Genomic DNA, 21,809 nt, shown 5'->3' with positions numbered 1-21,809 from the left:
GCAGAAAGACGCCGTGTCTTCCGTGCCGCATAGCGTTGTCGTTACTCATCGACCAAACTATTCTATCTGCATGCAACGCCGCCAAGCCTTCCAATACGAACTGATGCCGACCGGCGACCAGCAGCGTCTGATGCGCCGTTTCGCCGGATCGTGCCGGTTCGTGTTCAACAAGGCGCTGGCGTTGCAGAAGGAACGCTATGCGCGTGGCGAGCAGAAGCTCGGCTATGCCGGACTGTGCCAGCGGCTCACCGCGTGGCGCAACGGGCCAGACACACCGTGGCTGGCCGAGGCGCCGACGCACCCGCTGCAACAGACGCTCAAGGACCTGGAGCGGGCCTACGCCAACTTCTTCGCCAAGCGGGCGGCCTTCCCGCGCTTCAAGAAGAAGGGCCAGTCCGCTAGCTTCCGCTATCCCGATCCCAAACAGATCAAGCTCGATCAGCGCAACCGCCGCCTCTTCCTGCCCAAGCTCGGCTGGCTGCGCTACCGCCACAGCCGCGATGTGCTGGGCGAGGTGAAGCAGGTCACGGTGTCGGCCAACGGTGGCAAGTGGTTCGTCAGCATCCAGACTGAACGCGAGGTTGAGCAGCCCGTCCCCAATGGCGGCGCGGTCGGCATCGACTTGGGCATTGCCCGCTTCGCCACGCTGTCGGACGGCACGTTCTACGCACCGCTCAACAGCTTCAAGCGGTACGAAAGCGCGCTGCGTAAGGCGCAGCAAGCCATGAGCCGCAAGACCAAGTTCAGTCGCAACTGGCAGAAGGCGAAAGCCCGCGTCCAGCGTCTCCATGCCCGCATCGGCAACGCCCGCCACGACTACCTGCACAAAGCCACGACCACGATCAGCCAAAACCACGCGCTCGTGTGTATCGAGGACTTGCCGGTGCGGAACATGTCCAAGTCGGCAGCAGGCACCACCGAGCAACCGGGCAAGCATGTTCGGGCCAAGTCCGGCCTGAACAAGGCCATCCTCGATCAGGGCGGGTTCGAGTTCCGCCGCCAACTGGACTACCAGCTGGCGTGGCACGGCGGGCATCTGATCGCCGTTCCGGCGCAGAACACCAGTCAGACCTGCCCGTGTTGCGGCCACGTATCGGCGGACAACCGGCGGACGCAAGCTCGGTTCGTCTGCGTCCAATGCGGTGTCGAGGACAACGCCGACCGGGTCGGCGCGCTCAACGTATTAAGGGCGGGACACGCCCGGTTAGCCTGTGAAGTGAACGGTGCGGTAATGCCGACAGCAGCAGGAACCCACCGAAACGCCCCAATCCGGCTCGATGCCGGGTTGAGCGCCGTTGGCCCCCCCCCCGACTTTAGGCGGGGGAGGATGTCAAAACGTATCTGTGCGCCTCTAGGCGCGGCACGAGTCCGTGAGGACGAGCGCCGTACTAGAAGCATCAATCCATCGCGGCACGGCGCAAGGATGCGCTGCATAAGCTGAGTACCCGCCTCGTCAACGAGTAAGGGGCGATCTTCGTCGGCAACGTGAATGCTGCCGGCCTGGCAAAGACACGGATGGCCAAGTTTGCACCCGACGCGGGCTGGAGCGCGTTCTGAACTATGCTGCAGTGCAAGTGAGATGACGTAGGCGTGTGATTCGAGGTGATCAACGAAGCGTTTTCCACCCAGAATTGCTCGTGCTGCAGAAGCCGCACGGGGCCGAAAGGTGTCGCAGGTCTTGGAATTAAGAGGATGGACTTGCCGCGAGTGTGGAGTGGAACACGACTGCGACATCAGTGCTGCCAGAAACACCCTCGCGTGCGGACGTGCACGCCTGGCAGCAGGAATCCCCGCCCTTTAGGGCGGGGGAGGACGTCAATCGTTTAAGCCTCTTTGCTGTCTAACGCCTCTTGGGACAGCTGCGTGCGCAGCCAGATCGGGTCTTGCAGCAGCTCCATAAGTAGCTCGCGTTCCTCTCGTTCGAGCTGGAACACACTCTCTAGCAAAGTCACTGCAGAAAGCTGGTCTGATTTTGACTTCAGTACCAGCTCGAGACTCTTTGCGCGGGAGGATGAGCTCCATTTCAGTGTGGCGTCTCGCATTTGGCGCAGGAAGATCTTGGGTCCTGCGTTCCCGGAACTCGCCAAGGCGACTTGTGCACGTAACCAGGACCTTGACTTGTTCTGCGTGGCAGCCTCAGCCAACAATTTGCACTGTATCTCCAACTGGAGCTCAGACATGATGACTTCGGAAGCTAGGGTGTACGACAGCTTTTCCGGATGCGCCATGATCACCATCCGCACCGAATCTGGGGCGGTCGCGAGCCCCTGCAGCTTGGCAACGACACTCTGGTCGATGCCATACGCGGTCGCAAGTTCCTGTTGGGTGGCAAACAGCCCATCCTGCAGTGACTTGTGGAACGCGATACCGCGGTCGATATCAGTCAGGCCATTGTGCTCCTCGTTGGCGATATAGGAGAGCACTGCCAGATCCCGCATAGTGAGGTCTGTTCTGACCTGGGCATCGATCTGGGCGAAATACGCTCGCCTGTCCTCCTGGAGGGTCTTGTCGTCTTCCAACTGGCGCGATGCAAGGGTACGCGTCCAACCATCCACGACATAACGCTGGCCATCCGGCATCTCCGCCACCAGGATGGCTTGGGCCTGGCCTGAGTTCAGCAGCGACAATGCGCGTGCCGAGACTTGCTCAGGGGTATACACGGTCCGGCTATTGTATGGGTTCTGTTCTAGGCCGGCGGTTGGAATGCGGGCAATACTTTCGTTCGGGGTGAACAGCGCCCGCACCGTACCCGCCGCCTCATCTTCACGACCAGCCCGCAAGACACCGCGATTTGCCAGGGCGGCCTCCATATCACGCTTGGCCATGCTGCGCCCCCATGCCCAGTCGGGCCAAGATTTCATCAGCCAGTTCCACAATGGCCTTGGCCGCAGTTCCATCTCTCTGCGTTTCCAGCACCGTCTTGGACATTACCGCTGCCTCCTGGAACGCAACAGCATCAGGGACGCAGGTCTTGAACATCTCGACGCCAAAGCGCTCATTAGCCGTCTTTGCCAGCAGCTTAGCTACGTTCTTACGGCCATCGAAGGCATTGAAGAACACCCCGAGGCGAGTCAGTTTTGGATTGTCATCACGTGCCTCGCGTACAGTCATCTCGAGATCGTCAAAGCCGTCCAAAGAGTAGATGTCACCGCCCTTGAGCGGTACTAGGTAGTAGTCCGCTGCGCAGAGGGCATTCCCGGTGAGCCGGCCAAGGTTGGGCGGGCAATCAAGAAGGATGATGTCGTACACATCCTTCAGCAAGGAAATGCGTTTGCTGAGGGTCGTCGTATTGCGGCGGATAAGCTCCGTCTCAGCTGCGCGGGCAAGTCGAATGGATGAAGCCACAAGGTCAAGGCCCTCAATGCGCGAAGGTCGGATGCAGGCGGTAGCAACAGCCGGGTCCGGGTCAAGAATCAGCTCGGTGGTGGTATGGCGCAACGAGTTCGGGTTGACCTCACTCAGGACCGAGGTGGCGTTGCTCTGCGGGTCCAGATCGATGAGCAACACTTTGCGCCCGCGGCGAACAAAAGCATCGGCAAGATTCACCGTGCTCGTCGTTTTGCCAACACCACCCTTTTGAGTGGCAGAAGCGATGGTTTTTGCCATTGCAGTCCTCACTTTTGGTAAATAGCAGGCTGAATTTTGGCAACTACCCCCTGTTTATTGCAAGAGAATTTTCCAATGCATTACACTATTTGCTTGTTTTGCATGGGAAAATTTTCCACCCCCCTCCTTAACTACTGAGGCACCGATGCTGGGATCCCGACCAGCCGAGGCAAAATTGTTGGCAACTAGCTAACCGTCCATTGCAAATCACCCCCTCGGTCGCGAATCTCACGGCATAAATTTCCACGCCATAATCGGCCGCTACGGAACGATCGCGACCTAGGTGTACCCTGAATATCAATACTCTCTCAAGGCGCGTAGAACGCATTCTAGGGGCCTTGCTGGCGATGCCCGTGTTTGCATAAGCGAAATATCAAGCTCGAAGCCTCAAATTTTGGGCTCGATGTCGTCGTGGACGAAAATGGACTGAAGCCTTGGCCTGGTCGGCGGGCCGGCTCAACCCTGATGAGGGCCCACAAAAGGGATCACCCTTAGCAAACCCTGCTAGACCAAGCGCAGAAAACGCTCACCATGTTGGCCGCTAGTCCGGCACGGGACGAGCCTGTTCAACAAATCACCTCACCTTAAGAAACTGCCACCCGTGGTCAGACACCTCTACAAAACCTCTCACCTTTGCCGGCGCGCACGAAGGCCCATCGCGCTTTCAGATGTCCGGTTACCAAGCGGGAGTTCAATTTGCTGCTGCAGGCAAGCGATTCGCTGAAGCCAACGGGCAGTTGCTTCCCAACCTTCTCGCGGCCGAGCGTGCCCGCCTAGCTGCAAGACGCCATTGGCAGTCCGGGGAAAGCGTCAATTGGCGGTCTGCAAAGCGGCGTAGATAAACGCTACAAGATCTCTCACCTTTAGCTGGAGCGTCGTCCAGGTGACTTTCTACAAAAACTCTCACCTTAGCCTGATGACATACGCAGTCACCTCAACACAAGTCAATCTCCTACTTAAATCCACTGCCGTTTTACTGAATGACCCGATTGAAGTGCTAATTTGGCGGCCAGACTCAACAATTGTTCTCACCTTCCGCGGTAGAGCATGCTGTTTGAGAAGAAGCTCTGTTAACTTCAACAATTTCTCTCACCTTTAGGTGGTGAAGCGGCGCCTACCAGGGAGCTGACTCCACAAAAACGCTCACCTTTGCCCGTAAGGAGTAGTTAGTGCGCTCCCTTGGCTTCCCATTCTCTACAAAAACTCTCACCTTAAGCCCCTTGCATAGCTTGGATCGATGAGGTTTGCCGATGATCTCCACAAAAGTCCTCACCTTTAGCGAGGTGGTGCCGTGGAAAGCGAGTCTAGTTCAACAAAAAAGCTCACCTAATAGGGCTAACCGCGGAGGATCAGAAGCCGCTCAGGGGTGTGCTCTACAAAACCTCTCACCTTAACCCGATGACATCACCTAGCGACCCGGTGGTCACCTCTGGTGCCCACAAAATCCATCACCCTTAGCAAAGTAGCTGGGCTAAAAGGGCGCCAAGTCTCAACAAAAGTGCTCACCTGAATACGCCATAGGGGAGGAAAAGGCAGTTCCACCAGCCTATGTGTTCCACAAAAGTTCTCACCTTAGGCCGTGGATATACGGGCCTGGCGGATGGCCACGCTCGAATTCCACAAAATCACTCACCTTTAGCGGGGCTACCGTACAGAAAAGGTATGCGTTCCACAAAAAAGCTCACCTAATCGGCTATTTCCCACGCTAGCCGATTCCGATCGGGCTGGGATCTCCACAAAAGCTATCACCTTAAGTCGCCGGCTTAGCCTGCGTAACCGCCAGCCGAGGAGGGTAAGTACAAAATCTCTCACCTTTAGCGTGGGACCTGGAGCAGAAGGGGACTAATTCAACAAAATCCCTCACCTCTAGCTGCTTACCGCCGGGACAGGGGCCTCCAAGGCGGTATTCCCCACAAAATCTCTCACCTTAGGCAGTTAGCATCATTGATCACCCCCCTGACAGCCCACAAAATCACTCACCTTTAGCGACCTTATGTCCATTGTCAGTCCGATCTCGGCGCTGCTCTGGCCGTGAGTGAGCTTCGCGTGCCAAAACACCGTGGCCATCGCCTGGTTGTTCTCCACAAAATAGCTCACCTTAGCTTCGGCCAGCAGGGCTGTAACCTAGGTGTGACAGGGGTTTATGCCACATTGGTGCATGCGCCAACAAAATGCTTCACCTTTTGCCACAAAAACGCTCACCCTTGGTTTCAGGACCTCACCGAAACCCGCGCCAGGCTTAGGTTTCAGGCTAGCCGATGCCGGTTCAACAATTTCTATCACCTTTAGGCCCATCAAGAGGACGTCGCCACAAAATGGCTCACCTCTAAGTGGGAAATGTTTCACCTTTAGCCACAAAACTTCTCACTTCTTCCCCAAATTGCCTCACCTCAACGCCTCTAACTCATTGATTATCAGTGATTCATGGTTTCCCTGTTAGTTGGTTTGTTGTTTTAAGTTTTTAAAAACAGCTAACAAGCTTTGGAGTGACAGTGATATCTGAGACAGCACGCGTGAAAACCTGCGACCAGGTAATAACACGGGCCGTTGCGCTGAGCTCGTGAAGGTGAGAGAAAATGTTTTGACAGCTCACCTCCAGACTGGCTAGAGTCCAGCCAACGAACCAAGGAGCCAAGGAGCCTCGAATGGCTGACCAAACGCCTCAAACAGCTACATCGTCCCAGATGTCGCTTGCCTTGTTTGAGGACATGCTTGCAGAAGGCTTCGGTATCCACGAGGCCGCTGTCGAAATTGGCTTTCAGCGCAACAATGTTTTCGTCGACATCGCTGATCTTGGCGTAGCAGCACGCCGGTTGGTGGACGCCGCCTACTTCATTGTTGCCCAAGAACAACAAAGCCCGCGGCTCTACGACGTTGAGCTAAGCTATTTCCGCTGGCTCATGCGGTATGACAGCTACAACTACAAGCACCTCCGGGCAGTCATCTCTGAAGCACAGAAGGCGTTGGTTCAGGTTACGGACACCCCACCTGGCGAAGAGCCTAGCGAAAAGGACGTGTGGGTTTCCGTGCAGCTTTTGGGTCCAGTCGGGCTTTCCAATGGTCGCATCGCGTTCGAGGTGCCCGCCATCCTGGTTCGGCACATAAAAGATCCTGCCAACTCGCACTGGCTTAGCCTCCGCATATCCACCGCGTTTACGCTGAATTATGCCCGCGCGATCTATGATCACGTGCTTCCGTTTATCTCCAAAGGGGGCACCGACTGGATACCGCTGGAGGTTGTTCGAAGCTGGCCAGGCAAAGCCTCGGCGAGTTCCGCGGCGTTCAAGTACTTCAAGCGCGACTACCTCGAGCCGGCCATGCGCCAGATCAACGAACTGTCTGACATTGAGCTGTCGTACGAAACTCGAAAGACATCTCGGTCCATTGACCGCATACGGTTTAAGGCCGTCCGGAAAGAGGGCGCCCTGCCTGCTATGCAGCAGCTCCTTGGTGCTCAGGAAATCTATTTCACCCTGAAGAACGAGTTCGGTCTGACGGAGAAACAATTCAACGAAATCTCGGCAAACCGCAATACTTGGACGGATGAGTGGATTGAACGCGCTGTTGAATTCACCAGGGTCAAGATCACTCAAGGGAAAGTTTCTCGCAGCCCGTCAGGTTTCCTGATGAAAGCCTTGCGAGAAAATCTGAGTATTTCGGACGCGGAACGCACCATGATGGCGGTGCAGAGCAAGATCGAAGCCGAAGAACAAGCCAAGGTTGAAGCCCAGGAAGCTAAACACAAAGCGCGTGCCGCCGATCAGGCTGCTCAGGAAAACGCCGCCAAAGCCAAGCAAGAAGAAGAGGTCCACCTGGGCGAGGCGATCCTCTGTGCCATGGACGCGACAAATCGGAAGGAATTGCTGGATGCGTATTTCGTTTCAACAGCAGGCCGCCTGCTGATTCGCAAGTTGAAGCTGGACAAGGCACCGCTTACGGAAGCCGACGTTATGTTGAATCCTGACCTCAAGCAAGGCTTCTGCCATTTTGCGTACCTGAAGTACAAGCCTAAGGCAAAGCAACTGGTAGCGACAGCGTGAGTGCCGAATCAGACGCTAGTAGGCGACGAGAAACATATAGGTCCGGCGGAAATGGGCCAGCTTAATGGTCTGGGTGACGCCACCGAGCACCACGTGCTCGTAGCTCCAGTCGAACTGCCCCACCTCACCGGGTGCGAACGACAGCAGAACAAAAGCCTGGGTTCAGATGGCCTTCGTGGGTAACGGCCCGGTTAGTACCGTCTTCCTGGCCGAATGAACTGTGATGATGGAGGAGTGGCCGCAAAGGCCCTGGCTAGCTAGCGTGAGCGTCCAGCTTGAGGTTCGATGGCAGCAGATCGGCCACCTGGTTCACCGGCCAATCGGCAATGACACCCAGCACATGGCGCAGATACGCTTCCAGGTCGAGACTTCTCAGCTTGGTGTTGCCGATCAGGCAGTAGATCGAGGCGGCTCGCTCTCCCCCGCATCCGGGCTCATTAACAATGAAGTTCATCCGCCCCAGGGTTACCCCACGCAAGGCGCGCTCGGCCGCATTGTTGTCGATCTCGATCCGCCCATCTTCCGCGTACCATATCAACGCTTCCCAGCGATTCAGCGCGTACTGAATCGCCGCCGTCGTCTCGGATTTGCGCGAGAGCTTGCCCAGCTGATGGTTCAGCTAGCTATGGAATTCCAGCAACCGGGGTCGGTTGCGAGCTTGGCGGACTGCCCATCATTCTGCCGGTGGGCTACCTCAGATGGCCGCTTCGATCTCATACAAGGCCGCGATCTGTTCCAAGGCATTTATGAGCAAGTATGAGCAAATTTCAAGCAACAGTTGTTAGCTCCTCCCGACCGACAGTTCCTGCTCTTATATAAGTTTTCAGCGCGTCCGGTGATTCTCCCTGGATGTGATCCGGGCTATGGGAGGAGGCGCCGGCTTGTGCGGGAATTATCATGCCCGCCTGACAAGGCTTGGCGCCACTTGTCTGCCAATTATTGTTAGCGGCATTTAAACCAACGTGCCCTTACGAGATTCGGAAAAATAACAAATTACTCATCTTTGCAAAGGAGGACAGAATATTTGGAAAATGGAAGAATCTTTGGAAATAGATATATGAGGTCGCCGATACCAATGGCATATAAGAATCTGCTGCGGTAATTATAAACTACAGTGTAACGTCAGTTTTTCGGCAAACTTTTCTGGCTACCAACTGGAGGTTGGTCATGAAGCGGAAGCACTTCTCGATCGATCAGCTTGTGGCAATTTTAAAGCAAGAAGTGGCAGACCTGATCCGGAAGGTCGGCATCTCAGATGTAGACCTTTTACCACTGGAAGAAACAGTATGCCGGTCTGCAGTAGGACCAGGTCCATTCGCTAATTAAGCGAACATAACGCAAAACGACGATATGCCTTTGGAGTGAAATGGTGAACCATCCGCCACACGTTATGATTCGGATCAAACAAAATTGGGGCACTCTCACACTCAGTCCCGCCTCCACAGTGATAATATCCTCTGAACTCTGTACTTAGTGGCTGTTTGCACTCTTGCCCTGGGCTCGAATACAAAACTGGAGCGGTCTCTTGAGCTTAAGATGGAAATCCGCGCTGTCGCTCACCCTGCTGTTTATCCTGATATTGGTGGTGATGCTGCTAGGTGGCGGCTTGGTGCTGGATAGGATTCGGGATCACGACGCCGCAGAATTCGTGCGCACACATTCGCTGCTGCAAAAGCAAAAGCTAGTGACGCTACTGACGCGCGAGTTAGCCATTTCACAGCGCATGGCCAACCTGGGTGTTACTTACGACTGGCTGAAGGATGAGAACAATCCAGCCAAACGCCAGGCATTCTTCCGCGAAGCGGAAGGCTTCCGTAGTAGCATGAGCGACCACGTCTACTTCATCGTCGTCGATCGCTCGCATCATTATTATTTCAGTGACGGAAAAAATAGCTCCACTACCATTTCCATTCCACGCTACACCCTCAACCCGGCTATCCCCAAGGATGGCTGGTATTTCGCGACCCGGAAAGCAGGCCAAGACTACGCGCTGGACGTCAATGTCGACGACAAGCTCAAAGTGACCAAGGTTTGGTTTAACGTCATGATCCGCGAGGGTAGTCAGATACTTGGCCTGGCGGGTGCGGCAATTGATCTCTCGCGTTTCTTGACCGATTTCATCCACTCCGCGGACGCAGGCATCACCAACATCATCATCAACGGCGATGGTGTGATCCAGGCCCACCCAGATACTCGTTTGATCGAATATGCCGCAGTAGCCAAGGCCGGCTCGACCAAAACGCTATACCGCTTGCTCACGGCACAAGATAGTAAAGCCTTGATGGCGGCGATGTCGGCACTTAAACACGCACCGGAAGAAGGACGCCAGCTTGAAGTGTCGCTACAGGGTAAGCCACGCCAGCTCGGGGTCTCATATATTCCCGAGCTCAACTGGTATGTGATTAGCGCAATCGACCCTAATGCCGTATCGGTGCTGGATCAGCACCTGATCGCCACCATGCTGACAGTCGGCCTGGCCTTCTTGGCCATCCTTGGGCTGGTGGTGACAGTGGGCATTGACCGGCTGATCCTCACGCCGCTGTCACGCCTGCACCGTTCTGTGGCGCAGATCTCCAGCGGAGATTATCGCATTCAGCTGAGCTCGGGCCGCAATGACGAATTGGGTGATCTCACACGCGCCTTCAGCCACATGGCCGGGGAAATCCACAGCCATACTGAACAGCTTGAACAGCGCATCGAAGAGCGTACCCACGAGCTAGCCTCGGCTCACCAACAGTTGGTCGCAGCACATCGTGCGATTCAAGACAGTATCCGTTATGCCAGCCTGATCCAGGGATCGATCCTGCCGCACGAACAACTGACCAATGAATTGGGTGACGACCACTTCCTTCTGTGGAAGCCGCGTGATGTGGTCGGTGGTGATTTCTACGTGTTCCGCGCCAGCGAAGGGACCTGCCTGCTGGGGGTGGTCGACTGTGCCGGCCATGGCGTGCCGGGTGCTTTCATGACCATGATCGCGCAGACAGCCTTCAACGTGGCGGTGAGTGAACTGGGGCCAAGCGATCCGGCCTCCTTGCTTGAACGTATGGACAAGCTGGTACGCGCCATGCTGCACCAGGATACTTCCACCAAGCACATTGCCACCAGTATGGATGCTGGTCTTTGTGCTATCGATTTTGTTAGCGGCAAACTGACCTTCGCTGGTTCGCGTCTGTCGTTGTACTGGAGTGACGGTCAACAGTGCGAAGAACTTGCCGGCGAACGCTGTGGCATTGCCGACCGCAAGCCCGGTAAGTTCAGCAATCAAAGCCTTACGCTCGATCCGGCGGCAACCTATTATCTGACCACTGATGGCTTCCTCGACCAGGCTGGTGGCGAGAAAGGATTCGGCTTTGGTCGCCAGCGCTTTTCCGAGCTGTTAAACAACCATGCGCGCCTGCCGATGCAGGAGCAACGAGAAGCATTTTTACAAAGACTGGCCGATTACCAGGGCACGAGAGCTCAACGCGACGACATCACCGTGCTGAGTTTTCGTTTTGGCAGCCGCAGAAGCGCCAATGCCTTTAAGCATGCAGTGGAAAGCACGTCCTAACACTTCTGACAGGAGTACGCCTATGGAGCGGGTCGACGTTCAAACGCTCAGAGATGCATTTATCCGGCAGGGCATCATGCTCTGCTTTAACGGACCCTTTTCAGCCACCCTGATTGAGGAAATCGGGCAAGCGCTGCGCAAGCACATGGAAGGCTTGAGCGAGTCGCAGTCTTCAGTTACCGATGTGTTTACAGCTTACATCGAGCTGACCCAAAACATCCGCCACTACACTGCGCAAGCGGGTCTGACCGGCGTGGACGCGCAAGCCACGCTGACCGTTTCTCGCAATGGCGAAGGCCGCTACGTCGTCGATGCCGGCAACGTGGTCAAAGCGGCCGATGGCGCAGCATTGGTGGATCGCATCGAGAGTCTGGCCGGGCTCGACAAAGCCGAGCTCAAAGCGGCGTTCAAGGCGCAATTACGCCAGCCTCGCGACCCGGAAGCCAAAACTGGTGCAGGGCTAGGACTGATCGACCTGGCTCGCCGCTCAAGCGAACCGCTCAGCTGCAGCCTGACCCCACTGAATGACGGATTTTCTTTTTTCAGTCTACGCGTAGTGATTTGACGAGGTTTGCATGCAGGATTTGAACGTAGCTGGCACCGACTCCATCCCATCCATCCAGGCGAACTGGGCCTCCGGCCGCCTAGAAATGAAGGGCGACTCCTATCCCGAAAATGCCTTCGAGCTGTACCAGCCGGTGATCGACTGGATCGAAGTCTTTCTCAAGACGGAAAACCGCCCTCTGTTGATGCAGTTGCAGTTGCTGTATCTGAACACCAGTAGCATCCGCGCCATGATGGACATGCTCGACCTGTTGGAAGATGCACATAAACAGGGCAAACCAGTTGGCGTTACATGGTTGTACGAGCGCGATAACGAGCGGGTAGCCGAACTGGCAGAGGAATTCCGAGAAGACTATACCCTGCGTTTCGACATCGTCCCGCAAGAGTGACAGGGGAGGGGTATGGTGAAGGTTCAGGAGCTTCTCGAAAACAGGATTGTTTCCCTGCTGGAAAATCCAGACTATGCAGGACATCCGCTTAGCGAAGGGCTGGCCGAGTTGTTCGAGCGTTACTGTGAGCAAACCCGGCAGATCGAACGGATCGCTCATATATCCGACCGTTATCAGGAAGCGGAGCGCGATCGCCATATTGACACCACAACACGCTATCAGCGCCAATTACGACAAATTGCCAAAGTCATGCGTATCAGCGATCGCTATCAGCACATGCTACGCGACATGAACGAGCGGCTGTATTGGATCTCCAGCCATGACGAACTGACCGGCCTGCCTAACCGCCGCCAGATGCAAGCGCATTTGAAGCGCGAGCTGCAGCAATTAGCGGAACGCGGCGGTCAGTTCTGCGTGGCACTGGCAGACCTAGATCATTTCAAGGCCATCAACGACACCTATGGCCACGACATCGGCGACAAGGCCTTGGCGGCGATCGCCAATTGCCTGAGCGAACATATCCGTGGATACGATCTGTGTGGGCGCTGGGGGGGGGAGGAGTTCCTGTTAATTTTTCCTCACTCTGATACCCGTGCCGCAGAAGCTATTCTAGCGCGATTGCATGAAGTCGTAGGGGCGTTGGTCAGTCATCAATTGCCAGAGCAGATCGTACTATCGGTCTCGTTCGGATTGAGTGCTTGCCACAAAGGCGATGAAGCACTCGACCAGATTCTGAAGCGTGTCGATGGCGCTCTTTATCAAGCCAAACGCGAGGGGCGCAAGCGTACGGTGGTAGTTTAATACTTAGAGCCGCTACAAAAGTGGGCGATAAAATGCGGCGGATCAAGGAACAAGCCAGCTTGAGTAGTGCGGAATGACTTGATTGCTGGGCATACCGGAGGCGTCCTGTACGCTCTGGTTTTCCTGCTGGTGACGCTATTGGTGCGCCACCGACTGCACCAGCCAGTCACGAAAACACTCTGCCGCTGCAGATAAGCTCTTGTGTCGTGCGTGCACCAGGTAGTCTGCCTGCCCCGTGGTAAACGCGAATGGCCCCACCCGGGCCAGCTCGCCCTTGTCCACCAGTTCATGGACCATGAACTCCCAGCCAAGCCCGATCCCCATGCCCTGCAACACCGCGTTGAGCGCTAGCGTCACCTGGTTGAAGGTGGTAGCGCCGGCTGGGGGAGTGTAGTCGAACTCGAAGTGATGGAACCAGTCGCGCCAGTCCAGGCAGTTCCAGGCCGAGGCATCGAGCTGGATCAGCGGCAACTGGCTCAACTCTTCCACCGTGTGTACCTCTGGCACCAGCAGTGTGCGGCTGCATACTGGGTAGACCACTTCGGGGAACAATGGGGTGGCGGCAAGCGACGTCCACTGACCGCCGCCATACAGGATGCCAAAATCGTGCTCGGCCACGCTGGTTTCACCGATGTCGTTGCCGGCATGGATGTTCACCGTGATGCCTGGGTGGTTACGGCTGAACTCCACCAAGCGCGGAAACAGCCAGTATTGCGCCACCGCATGGGTGCAGGCCACGGTTATAGTGTTGCCGTTCCGGCCGGCGCGCAGGTTGGTGACCGTGCGCAGCAGCGCTTCCAGTTGTGTACTGACCTCCGCGTACAGCTTGGTCCCGGCAGCTGTCAGTTCGATGCCGCGCGGCCGTCGCTCGAACAGGGCTACCTTCAGGCTGTCCTCCAATGTGCGAATCTGCTTGCTGACGGCGCTCTGCGTGACGAACAGCTCGGTGGCGGCGCGTGTGAAGCTGCCGCAGCGTACCACTGCCTCGAACACGATCAGCGTCTCCAGCGGTGGCAGGTGCCTCAGGTAACGGCTCATAGATATTCCTGTAGGGAATGAGTGGCTGCCGGTAATTCGTTTGTCACCTATTGTCGCATTGCTTACGCTTTCTGCCATGTGAACTTTGTTTGGTTGAAGGAAGCTGGCGATGAAACGCGGGATATTCTATGCAGGCATGGCAGGAGCAGCGTGGGGGTCAATTTTTCTGGTGCCTCGGCTGCTACCTGAGTTCAGTCCATTGGCCTTGAGCTGTGCCCGTTACGTACTGTACGGCGTAGTGTCGCTGGTAGTGCTACTGCCGAAGGCTCACCGAGTACTGCCGCAACTGACCCGGCGTGATGTGGTTGTGCTGGTGAAGTTGGCGCTGACCGGCAATCTAGTGTTCTACACGTTGCTGTCCGCCGCCATCCAGCTGGCTGGCGTAACCACGGCGTCGCTGATTGTTGGCGTACTACCGGTTACCATCACGCTGGCCGGTAGGCGCGATGCCGGCGCCGTGCCGCTAGCTCGGCTCGTATGGCCGCTGGCGCTGGTACTGACCGGCGTCGGTTGCATCAACCTGGAAACCTTCTTGACTGCCGGTCTCGGCGCTGCCTCGCTTGGCGACCGCGCCCTCGGCGTGCTGTGCGCCGCCGTTGCGCTGCTGTGCTGGACTCAATTCGCCACCGACAACGCGCGCTATCTGAAGCAAAGCCGTTTCAACAGTAGCGACTGGTCAAGCCTATGGGGCGTTACCACTGGACTGCTCAGCGCGCTGGTATGGGGACTGGCCGAAGCCTTCTCGTTCGCTGGAACCACCCATCTGCCGGCTGAGCGCTGGCAGCTGTTCTGGGTGCTCAATGCCGGAGCGGCCTTACTGGGGTCGTGGTTCGGCAACTGGATGTGGAACTCCGCCACACGCAGGCTGCCGTTGACGCTGGGGGGCCAGCTGATCGTGTTTGAGACCCTGTTTGCGCTGCTGTACGGCTTTCTCTATCTGCAGCGCCTGCCCACCGCGTTGGAACTGATCGCCGCCACTCTACTGATCGGCGGAGTGTGTTGGACGGTGCGCCGGCACGGAGCGGTGCATAGCTAACCATTTAATTAAATGAGCCTCGTTAACGAGGCTCATTGCTAATTTTCAGGTCAAAATTGACTACGAGAAATCATAGCTATCCTATGCTCGAGTGTATCGAGGCGGCAGGCATGTCGAGTCCGACCGTATTACGTCTGAGGCTGCACACTCAGAATTCGGCCAAAGCGGTCAACTTCCTAAGAGAGGCGGATGTCCGCTTCCGACTCTAACGCTGCCAGTTTCACACCCGTCGCCTCAATGGCAGGTATGTGACCTATGTCAGACTTCAATAATCGGTGTAGCCCTTTTCTCCAGGCGTGTAAAAGGTAGAGAAATCAGGTGCCACCAGTTCCTGTCCCAACTTCAGCTTGGCTACCAGATCCGGATTAGAGATAAACGGACGACCGAAAGCCACCAGGTCGCCACGCTGCGCGTCGAGATCAGCATTGGCTCGGGCGACATCGTAGCCACCTGAGAGAATGTATTGCCCGTTGAACGCGGCACGGATATTGGCTTTCAATTCGGGGCTAACTTCCGGCGCCCCCATGGCGCTGTGATCCACGATGTGGATATAGAGCAGGCCGAGCGTATTCAACTCGTCGATCAGACGCAGGTACAGCGCATCCATCTCGGCATCCGGCACCTGGGCGTTGAAGACGCCATACGGCGAGATACGCATGCCAACGCGCTCGGCGCCAATAGCGGCGACGGTTGCCCTAGCGACTTCGACCGCAAAGCGGATGCGGTTTTCGACCGAGCCACCCCAGCGATCATGGCGCTGATTGGAAGCCGTATTGAGGAATTGGTCGATCAGGTAGCCGTTGGCCGCATGCAGCTCGACGCCATCGAAACCTGCCTCTATGGCCAGTTTGGCCGACGCTGCATATTCGGCGATGCTCTGGGCAATGTCCGCCTCGCTCATTTCGCGTGGTACAGGATGCGGCTGCATTCCGTCGGTGTCGGTCCACATCTCGCCGGGAACGGCTACCGCCGAGGGCGCCAAAACGCTGGCACCTGCCGGCATGTTTGCGGGGTGGCTGACCCGCCCGGTGTGCATCAATTGAACAAAAATCCTGCCGCCGGCCTGATGGACGCCATCGGTCACCCGTCGCCAGCCCTGTACCTGCTCTTCGTTGAACAGTCCGGGGATGCGTGGGTAACCTAGGCCGTTGGGCGATGGCGAGGTGCCTTCGGTAATGATCAGTCCGGCATCCGCCCGTAGGCGGTAGTACTGCGCCATCAGTTCATTGGGCAGGTTCCCGATCGCGCGGCTGCGCGTCAGCGGCGCCATGACGATGCGGTTCTTCAGCGGCAGGCTGCCGAGCTGGGTAGGGGTGAATAACATGTTGTTCATTGAAATTTCCTTGGTGTTGGATCCACGTTCAGTCGGACTGAATGAAGTGCTCAGGCTTGTGGCCGATATCGTTCAGCCGCATGGGCTTGTCGAATGTCCGACATCAGCCCTTGACGCGCACCATCCAGCGCATCCCAGCGCTCGGCAACATGAAGCGGCGGGATCGTGACCAACTCGCGACGGTCGAAACCGACCAGTGCAGCATCGACCAGTTCACCGACTTCCATCACCTCGGGGAGGGTGTTGACGTCAATGCCGGCACGCTCCCAAATCTTGGTGCGGGTCGATGCCGGCAGCACCGCTTGCACGTAAACGCCATTGGGTGACAGCTCCAGGCTCAGACCCTGTGACAAAAACAGAACGAAGGCTTTGGTGGCTCCGTAGATCGACATGCCGAACTCGGGCGCGAAACCCACCACCGAGCCAATGTTGACGATCGCACCAGTGCCGGACTGCGCGAGGCGCGGCGCGATCGCAGCAGCGAGCCGCGTCAACGCAGTGGTGTTGAGCGTGATCTGGCGTTCGATGGCCTCGGCAGATTGCTCCAAGAAGCCCCCCGATTGAGCCATGCCCGCGTTGTTGATCAAGACGCCGATACGAGAGTCATTGCGCAGTCGAGTTTCAAGCACGGACAGGTCTGCGGAGCTTGTCAGGTCGGCTTGCAGCACTTCAACGGCCACATTGCTTTCCTCACGCAAGCGTATTGCCAGCTCATCCAGGCGCGACTTGTCGCGCGCAACAAGGACGAGATCGTGGCCACGGCGGGCGAAGCGCTCGGCGTAGGTGGCGCCGATGCCGCTGGAGGCACCGGTGATGAAGACAGTCGGAAGTGTGGTCATGGATTTTTCCTTTGCATCAGTTGTTCTGGTGGGGGGGTAAACACGGCGGCCGTCACATCTTGACCACGACCTTGCCCTTGGATCGTCCCTGGGCAAGGTACTCAAGCGCACCCTTTGCTTCCTCGAACGGAAACACCTTGTCGATCACTGGCTTGATGCGCTGAGCTTCTAGAAGTTTGCCGATTTCGGTGAGTTGGGCGCCGTCGGGGTGCATGAAAAGAAACGAGTAAGTGACGTTCCGCTTCTTCGCAAGACGCATGATCTTGCGGCTCATCAGCCCGAATACGAAGGTCAGGAAGAAGTTCAGCCGTTTCGCATGAGCGAATGCAGCATCCAGCGGGCCGATGAGCGAGACGATCTTGCTTCCCTGTTTGAGGATGGAGATGGATTTTTCAATCGCGTCACCCCTGACGGTGCCAAGCACTGCGTCATAGCCGCGCAGTACGTTCTCGAATTCCTGTTTCTTGTAGTCGACTACCTCGTCTGCACCCAGACCGCACACCAGTTCAACGTTGCCCGTGCTGGTGGTGGTTCCCACCTTGGCGCCAAGGTGCTTTGCCAGCTGGATCGCAAACGTGCCGATCCCGCCGGCCCCGGCAGGAATGAACACCTTCTGGCCGGCCTGAAGATTGGCGCGTTCCTTCAGCGCTTGCCACGAGGTGAGGCCGACCATCGGGATCGACGCAGCTTGCACGAAGTCCAGATTGACCGGTTTCAGCGCGGCAGCGTGCTCCGGTACCACCGCGAATTCGGCAATCGACCCTGTGCCAAGGTCGAAGATGCTGGCGAAGACGGCATCGCCTGGCTTGAAGCGGGTCACGTTGCTGCCAACCTCGGTCACCACGCCGGCCAGATCGCTGCCCAGTGTGGCCGGAAGCTGGAACTGCAGAACCGGTTTGAACATCCCGGTCGGAATCATGTTGTCGATCGGGTTCAGGCCGGCAGCGTGAACCTGTACCAGCAGTTCGTCGGCCTTTAGCGTGGGGCGGGGAACGTCGACGAATCCGATCTCGGGCGACTTGCCATAGCGCTTGAAGGTGAGTGCTTTCATGGTTTGATTTTTCATCCTTGGTTTTTCATTCTTGTCTGATCAGAGCCGTCAGAGAGGAAGTCCCGCACCGCAGGCACAAAGGCCCGGAAGTGATGGAAGATGCCTCCGTGCCCGGAATCGGGGTAGATCGTGAGTCGGGCATTCGGCAGACGGCGAGCCATGTCGGCTGACAGGCTGCTGTCGACCATGAGGTCGTTGCCGCCGTTTGCCACGAACACAGGCTGTTTGATGGCAGTGAGATCGTGAGGTGTGCTAAAGCCCCAGTGACGGATCGCCTTCAGTTGGGCATGACGAGCCTGAAGCGAGATCGCCTTGTCGCAGTTCTTGGTCCGCGTCTTCAGCGCGGCGAAGTAATCTCTCGCGGCGCGCTTGCCTTCCGGGGTGCGGGGGAAGAACAGGAAGTTCCTCGCGTCGCTCCAGGTCAACGCCGCCTTGATGTAGGCAAGGACAGCGACTTTGGTGACCTTGTCGATGCCGCCGCCACCCCGTGGGCCCGTTCCTGCGAGGATCATCCGCCGTACGAGGTCAGGTGCCTGCAGAGCCACCGTCTGTGCCACGCCACCGCCCATCGAGAACCCGAGCAGATCGACCTTGTCGAGTCCCAGTGCACGGATGAAGGCAATGGCATCACGGCCCATCTCCTCAATGGTGTGTGGTACCGATCCTCCCGAGGCACCGACCCCGCGATTGTCGAAGGCAATCACCCGACGTTGCATGGCGATACCGTCGATAACACGCGGGTCCCAGTCGTCGAGTACGGCCATCAGGTGGTGCAGTAAGATCACCGGCACGCCAGAATCGGGGCCGAGCTCCCGGTAGGCGAAAGCCACCCCGTCAACGTCAATTGTGCGGGTCGGTACATCTTTCCATTTCACATTGGCCATCGGCCGCGCCGCCGCGGCTGTGCCGATGCCTGAAGATGCTCCGTTTGCCGGAGCGATACCTGTATTGTTCGTGCTCATCAATGAAATCACCGTGCCGGGTGGATTGCTTGTCGTCGAAGTGTTAGTATCAAACTGATACGGACAATACTACCAATCTGAAAGTAAGTCACTATCAAATTAGTATGGACAACGAAAATAGTTGCAATAACCCATGCCCGATCGCGCGCAGCCTAGCTGTCGCTGGTGACGCGTGGAGCATATTGATCCTGCGGGACGCCCATGCCGGCCTCTCGCGCTTTGACCAATTCCGGAAAAGCCTGGGCATTGCACCGACGATGCTGACCCGCCGGCTGGCGACACTGACGGAGGAGGGATTGCTGGAGAAACGGCGCTACTCGGAGCACCCGCCGCGAGAGGAGTATCTGCTGACCGCTGCCGGTCGCGATTTTCTGCCGGTGCTGTTCATGATTGGTGCGTGGGGGCGTCAATACCGGGGCGGTGGCAAGCTGATTCGTTTCTTCGACGCGGAAACAGGCACGGAAATTAAAGCTGTCGCCGTGGATGAGGTCACCGGGGCGAAGATCGGGACTCGCCCCATTCGCATGGTCACGCCTGATGAAAGCTGACAGGTGATCTGACAAACCAGATGGTTGCTCTACGTATTCGTCGATGGTGGCCACAACCCTTGGTGCAACAAGCTCCACCACGGTCAGCAATCCGCAGCTACTTTGCTGACGCTGCTACTGAGAGCATCCAACGGCTACAAAGGCCAAACTTCTGCCAGTTGTAATCATTTCCTCAATGTCCGCCATCACCTTCGGTGATGGCCATCGCGCTGTACTAATGAATGCCCAACTTCTGATCAGGGTAGAGGTGAGCCGCTTACGACTGGGACATGTAAGCCACTGCAACTGACTGCACAGATGTGATGCAATTGGGCGTACAAGTACATGCAATTACGCACAAGGCAGCTTTTCTTCAAGAACAACAATGTAAAGCGTTTCAAAAGCCTGGTTTCCATGAGCCGCGTCAAAGTGACCTTGGATGTTCCTGTAGAAGTTGACGAGTGGGAGCAAACTTCAACAGAGCAGAAACCTTGATATCCTCCCCACCTAAAGTCGGGGGATTCCTACGGCGCTCATTCCAGCATTGAGCCGGAATGAGTCGCCTCGGAGGGGGCCTGCTGCTGGCGGCATTACCACACCGCTCACTTCACAGGCGCAACGGGCGTGTCCCGCCCTGAGAACGTTGATCGCGCCGACCACATCGACGTTTTCCTCGAAGCCGCACTCGACACAGCAGTACTCCGCTTGCGTCCTGCAGTTCCCCTCATTCACGCAGCCGCAGGCCGGACTTGGCCCGAAAGTTCATCCGGTTGTTCCTGTCGCTGACTTGGACACATTCCGCACCTGCAAATCCTCGAGACACACCATCGCGTGGTTTTGGCCGATCGTGTGCAGGCGCTGCATAAGATTGGTCACCGAGCCGGAGTGAACTGACCACAAAGCCGGCCAAGAGTGACCATTACACTACACTACTGTTGGCCATCGCGCTGGTAACTGGGGGAAACATATTGCTTTAATCGTCAGCGCACTTCGCTCGCCGCACGCCATAGTTCGTTTGGAGCAATGTGAGCATGCCAAGCTTCAAACTGTGAACGCCACTGCTCGAAGGGGGGGCCAAGCGGGCGCCTGGGATCGCCACTCAGCGCGTAAGCCATGCCTTCGATAAGCCACTTGGGTTTGGTCGCCACGGCAAGGTTGCCGAGCGATTCTGCTTGTCGATAATGGATCAGTTCGTGCGCAATGTAGAATTGCTTCCAACCCCGCGGGGCAATCACCAAACCAAGATTGCCGATCGCTTCCGCCGCACGCTGTCCCAGACCGAAGGCATCCGAGCATGCTTGGGTGGTGCAAAACACCATGCGAGGTGCGCCCTGAAACGCCCCGACGACCGTTACCGTCTTGGCGTATCCCTCCTCATACAACTTTTGGGCCTCATCCAACCTGGCAATGTCATCGGTACACACGTTGGCACGCGGACATTCGACCCCAGGCATTAACGTCGGAAATATCACTCGCAGTGGTTTGACAAGAAACCATGCCACCATTGGCACAATGACCATTGTGATGGCGCTACCAATCAAGAGGGTTTTGAGTTTCATCGATCTGAAATGAAAGTTGGGTAGTAGAGCCTAGAAATTTCAGCACAAAATCATACTGAACAGTCCCTCGAACTGTAGACACTCCCGACCCTCATGGCGAGGCTAGCTCGACAGCCACGGGACAGGCACCGCTCAAGTGGCTTCTCCTCGGCCAACGCTGCCGGTGAGTTACTAACCTTTTAGAAAGTAATGCCATTTCATGTGATAATTTTCTTCATGAAATGCAAACGAAACTCTGACGCCCGCGGGATTGACCACCACACCCTCCAGGTCATGCGCCAGCAAGCCGTCAAGGCGATTCGAGAGGGCCAATCGGTGCAAAGCGTAGCAGCCGCCTACGGTGTCAACCCGCGCACGGTGTTTCGCTGGTTAGCAGACTTTGCCAATGGCGGCCAAAACGCCCTGCTGGCCAAGCCGATCCCGGGGCGTCCACCGAAGGTGACGGCCGATGAGATGAGCTGGCTGGCCAAGGCGGTGAAAGACAATACGCCGCAGCAGTTCAAGTTCGAGT

18 protein-coding genes are annotated in these 21,809 nt (G+C 56.9%); 9 read left to right on the top strand and 9 right to left on the bottom strand.

All coding sequences use genetic code 11. From position 1 onward, the window contains the following. Nucleotides 1-70 precede the first annotated feature (70 nt). Nucleotides 71-1,441 (top strand): RNA-guided endonuclease InsQ/TnpB family protein, encoded by a 1,371-nt coding sequence (locus QU481_RS21635; RefSeq protein WP_289832070.1) that lies wholly within the window; start codon nt 71-73, stop codon nt 1,439-1,441. A gap of 382 nt (nt 1,442-1,823) precedes the next feature. On the opposite strand, the gene QU481_RS21630 is transcribed toward QU481_RS21635, so the two are convergent. Together QU481_RS21630 and QU481_RS21625 are read right to left on the bottom strand one after the other, a co-directional pair. Continuing rightward, complete coding sequence (locus tag QU481_RS21630; RefSeq protein WP_289832069.1) at nt 1,824-2,825, bottom strand: ParB/RepB/Spo0J family partition protein; 1,002 nt, start codon at nt 2,823-2,825, stop codon at nt 1,824-1,826. Beyond that, entirely contained in the window at nt 2,812-3,606 is a 795-nt protein-coding gene (locus QU481_RS21625) for a ParA family protein (protein WP_289832068.1), read from the bottom strand. The genes QU481_RS21630 and QU481_RS21625 overlap by 14 nt, the downstream gene beginning before the upstream one ends. Nucleotides 3,607-6,251: 2,645 nt before the next feature. Here QU481_RS21625 and QU481_RS21620 point away from each other — a divergent pair. After that, on the top strand, nt 6,252-7,646 hold the full coding sequence (locus QU481_RS21620; RefSeq protein WP_289832067.1) for a RepB family plasmid replication initiator protein: 1,395 nt from the start codon (nt 6,252-6,254) through the stop codon (nt 7,644-7,646). Nucleotides 7,647-7,899: 253 nt separating this feature from the next. On the opposite strand, the gene QU481_RS21615 is transcribed toward QU481_RS21620, so the two are convergent. Further along, nucleotides 7,900-8,253, bottom strand: a complete 354-nt coding sequence (locus QU481_RS21615; protein ID WP_289832071.1) for an IS66 family transposase — start codon at nt 8,251-8,253, stop codon at nt 7,900-7,902. Between the two features lie 918 nt (nt 8,254-9,171). On the opposite strand from QU481_RS21615, the gene siaA reads away from it, so the two are divergent. The 4 genes from siaA to siaD are packed head-to-tail and all read left to right on the top strand — an operon-like array spanning nt 9,172 to nt 12,953. After that, nucleotides 9,172-11,199 carry a biofilm regulation protein phosphatase SiaA gene (gene siaA / locus QU481_RS21605; RefSeq protein ID WP_289832066.1) on the top strand — a complete coding sequence of 676 codons (2,028 nt, stop codon included), beginning with the start codon at nt 9,172-9,174 and terminating at the stop codon, nt 11,197-11,199. A 22-nt stretch (nt 11,200-11,221) separates the two neighbouring features. Next, nucleotides 11,222-11,764 carry a biofilm regulation protein kinase SiaB gene (gene siaB / locus QU481_RS21600; protein WP_289832065.1) on the top strand — a complete coding sequence of 181 codons (543 nt, stop codon included), beginning with the start codon at nt 11,222-11,224 and terminating at the stop codon, nt 11,762-11,764. Nucleotides 11,765-11,774: 10 nt separating this feature from the next. Further along, nucleotides 11,775-12,152: a biofilm regulation phosphoprotein SiaC gene (siaC, locus tag QU481_RS21595; protein WP_289832064.1), complete on the top strand. Its 378-nt coding sequence runs from the start codon at nt 11,775-11,777 to the stop codon at nt 12,150-12,152. Between the two features lie 12 nt (nt 12,153-12,164). Further along, nucleotides 12,165-12,953: a biofilm regulation diguanylate cyclase SiaD gene (siaD, locus tag QU481_RS21590; RefSeq protein ID WP_289832063.1), complete on the top strand. Its 789-nt coding sequence runs from the start codon at nt 12,165-12,167 to the stop codon at nt 12,951-12,953. A gap of 135 nt (nt 12,954-13,088) precedes the next feature. Here the strand turns inward: siaD and QU481_RS21585 are convergent, their stop codons facing one another. Next, nucleotides 13,089-13,991, bottom strand: a complete 903-nt coding sequence (locus QU481_RS21585) for a LysR substrate-binding domain-containing protein (protein WP_289832062.1) — start codon at nt 13,989-13,991, stop codon at nt 13,089-13,091. A 109-nt stretch (nt 13,992-14,100) separates the two neighbouring features. Between QU481_RS21585 and QU481_RS21580 the strand changes: the two genes are divergently transcribed. Then, on the top strand, nt 14,101-15,027 hold the full coding sequence (locus QU481_RS21580) for a DMT family transporter (protein WP_289832061.1): 927 nt from the start codon (nt 14,101-14,103) through the stop codon (nt 15,025-15,027). 265 nt (nt 15,028-15,292) lie between these two features. On the opposite strand, the gene QU481_RS21575 is transcribed toward QU481_RS21580, so the two are convergent. From QU481_RS21575 to QU481_RS21560, 4 genes are read right to left on the bottom strand one after another with little or no spacing between them, the layout of a single operon-like run. Further along, the gene (locus QU481_RS21575; protein ID WP_289832060.1) at nt 15,293-16,360 is read right to left on the bottom strand and encodes an alkene reductase; all 1,068 of its coding nucleotides are present in this window, start codon (nt 16,358-16,360) and stop codon (nt 15,293-15,295) included. A gap of 50 nt (nt 16,361-16,410) precedes the next feature. Beyond that, nucleotides 16,411-17,199, bottom strand: a complete 789-nt coding sequence (locus QU481_RS21570) for an SDR family NAD(P)-dependent oxidoreductase (protein WP_289832059.1) — start codon at nt 17,197-17,199, stop codon at nt 16,411-16,413. A 52-nt stretch (nt 17,200-17,251) separates the two neighbouring features. Further along, the gene (locus tag QU481_RS21565; RefSeq protein ID WP_289832058.1) at nt 17,252-18,250 is read right to left on the bottom strand and encodes an NADP-dependent oxidoreductase; all 999 of its coding nucleotides are present in this window, start codon (nt 18,248-18,250) and stop codon (nt 17,252-17,254) included. Between the two features lie 11 nt (nt 18,251-18,261). Next, complete coding sequence (locus tag QU481_RS21560) at nt 18,262-19,212, bottom strand: alpha/beta fold hydrolase (RefSeq protein WP_289832057.1); 951 nt, start codon at nt 19,210-19,212, stop codon at nt 18,262-18,264. Nucleotides 19,213-19,316: 104 nt separating this feature from the next. Between QU481_RS21560 and QU481_RS21555 the strand changes: the two genes are divergently transcribed. Beyond that, nucleotides 19,317-19,760 (top strand): winged helix-turn-helix transcriptional regulator, encoded by a 444-nt coding sequence (locus QU481_RS21555; RefSeq protein ID WP_289832056.1) that lies wholly within the window; start codon nt 19,317-19,319, stop codon nt 19,758-19,760. A gap of 959 nt (nt 19,761-20,719) precedes the next feature. On the opposite strand, the gene QU481_RS21550 is transcribed toward QU481_RS21555, so the two are convergent. Then, entirely contained in the window at nt 20,720-21,298 is a 579-nt protein-coding gene (locus tag QU481_RS21550; protein WP_289832055.1) for a hypothetical protein, read from the bottom strand. A 216-nt stretch (nt 21,299-21,514) separates the two neighbouring features. On the opposite strand from QU481_RS21550, the gene QU481_RS21545 reads away from it, so the two are divergent. Beyond that, nucleotides 21,515-21,809, top strand: a 295-nt coding sequence (locus QU481_RS21545; RefSeq protein WP_289828410.1) for a helix-turn-helix domain-containing protein, incomplete at its 3' end; no start/stop codon positions are given.

The organism is Crenobacter oryzisoli, assembly GCF_030385785.1.
GTDB lineage: Bacteria > Pseudomonadota > Gammaproteobacteria > Burkholderiales > Chromobacteriaceae > Crenobacter_A > Crenobacter_A oryzisoli.
This window is presented reverse-complemented; position numbering and strand designations above follow the sequence as displayed.

Excerpts from the sequence above, each read along its gene's own strand:
- QU481_RS21635 (WP_289832070.1), top strand. The coding sequence starts at position 71 with ATGCAACGCCGCCAAGCCTTCCAATACGAACTGATGCCGACCGGCGAC.
- QU481_RS21630 (WP_289832069.1), bottom strand. The coding sequence starts at position 2,825 with ATGGCCAAGCGTGATATGGAGGCCGCCCTGGCAAATCGCGGTGTCTTG.
- QU481_RS21625 (WP_289832068.1), bottom strand. The coding sequence starts at position 3,606 with ATGGCAAAAACCATCGCTTCTGCCACTCAAAAGGGTGGTGTTGGCAAA.
- QU481_RS21620 (WP_289832067.1), top strand. The coding sequence starts at position 6,252 with ATGGCTGACCAAACGCCTCAAACAGCTACATCGTCCCAGATGTCGCTT.
- siaB (WP_289832065.1), top strand. The coding sequence starts at position 11,222 with ATGGAGCGGGTCGACGTTCAAACGCTCAGAGATGCATTTATCCGGCAG.
- siaC (WP_289832064.1), top strand. The coding sequence starts at position 11,775 with ATGCAGGATTTGAACGTAGCTGGCACCGACTCCATCCCATCCATCCAG.
- siaD (WP_289832063.1), top strand. The coding sequence starts at position 12,165 with ATGGTGAAGGTTCAGGAGCTTCTCGAAAACAGGATTGTTTCCCTGCTG.
- QU481_RS21585 (WP_289832062.1), bottom strand. The coding sequence starts at position 13,991 with ATGAGCCGTTACCTGAGGCACCTGCCACCGCTGGAGACGCTGATCGTG.
- QU481_RS21580 (WP_289832061.1), top strand. The coding sequence starts at position 14,101 with ATGAAACGCGGGATATTCTATGCAGGCATGGCAGGAGCAGCGTGGGGG.
- QU481_RS21575 (WP_289832060.1), bottom strand. The coding sequence starts at position 16,360 with ATGAACAACATGTTATTCACCCCTACCCAGCTCGGCAGCCTGCCGCTG.
- QU481_RS21570 (WP_289832059.1), bottom strand. The coding sequence starts at position 17,199 with ATGACCACACTTCCGACTGTCTTCATCACCGGTGCCTCCAGCGGCATC.
- QU481_RS21565 (WP_289832058.1), bottom strand. The coding sequence starts at position 18,250 with ATGAAAGCACTCACCTTCAAGCGCTATGGCAAGTCGCCCGAGATCGGA.
- QU481_RS21560 (WP_289832057.1), bottom strand. The coding sequence starts at position 19,212 with ATGAGCACGAACAATACAGGTATCGCTCCGGCAAACGGAGCATCTTCA.
- QU481_RS21555 (WP_289832056.1), top strand. The coding sequence starts at position 19,317 with ATGGACAACGAAAATAGTTGCAATAACCCATGCCCGATCGCGCGCAGC.
- QU481_RS21550 (WP_289832055.1), bottom strand. The coding sequence starts at position 21,298 with ATGAAACTCAAAACCCTCTTGATTGGTAGCGCCATCACAATGGTCATT.